The organism is Microvirga sp. P4_G7, from assembly GCF_056401005.1.
Window position 1 is genome coordinate 1 of record NZ_JBFUKD010001191.1, and the last position, 542, is coordinate 542.

Annotated in this window: 1 protein-coding gene; it reads right to left on the bottom strand. The window is 64.4% G+C overall.

What is annotated here, in order from left to right; genetic code table 11:
• Window positions 1-100: 100 nt before the first annotated feature.
• The gene (locus AC1DT3_RS23815; RefSeq protein WP_477467609.1) at window positions 101-448 is read right to left on the bottom strand and encodes a gene transfer agent family protein; all 348 of its coding nucleotides are present in this window, start codon (window positions 446-448) and stop codon (window positions 101-103) included.
• Window positions 449-542 lie beyond the last annotated feature (94 nt).

Below are 542 nucleotides of genomic sequence, written 5' to 3' on the forward strand. Positions count from 1 at the left end.
TGCCAAGGGAGCGCTTGCCTTGGACATGTCTGCCGCGGCAAAGGTTGCGGCACATGGTTTTCTCCCACTGAGTGGCGCTGCGCAACGCCCGCTCGCCCTTTCATGCGCCCTGCGGAAGCGGAGGGTTTTCCTCTGCGTCCGCTGCGCCGAAGGTGGCGACGAGAAGCGCCGCGATCGCCTCCGCCAACGGCGCAATGCCGTCGCTCAACGGCAGGTTCGCGACATCGGCATCGCTGAGATCATGTCCGCCGGCGCGCAGAGCCACCGCGAGGATCGTCAGGAGATCGCGGCTCGACAACCGTCCAGTGGCGAAGCGTTCCGTCAAAGCGACGAGATCCTGCGCGCCGAAAGCATCCTCCAACGCAGCGAGCGCACCGAGCGTGAGGCAGAGCGTGTAGCGCGTGTCGCCGATTTCGAGCGCCACTTCGCCACGATGTTTGTTGGGCATGGTTGAACTTCCTGTGTGATGACGACGTCGGGACGGAATCTGCACCGCTTCCGGATGTCATCACCGGCCTTGTGCCGGTGACCTCGATCCGTGA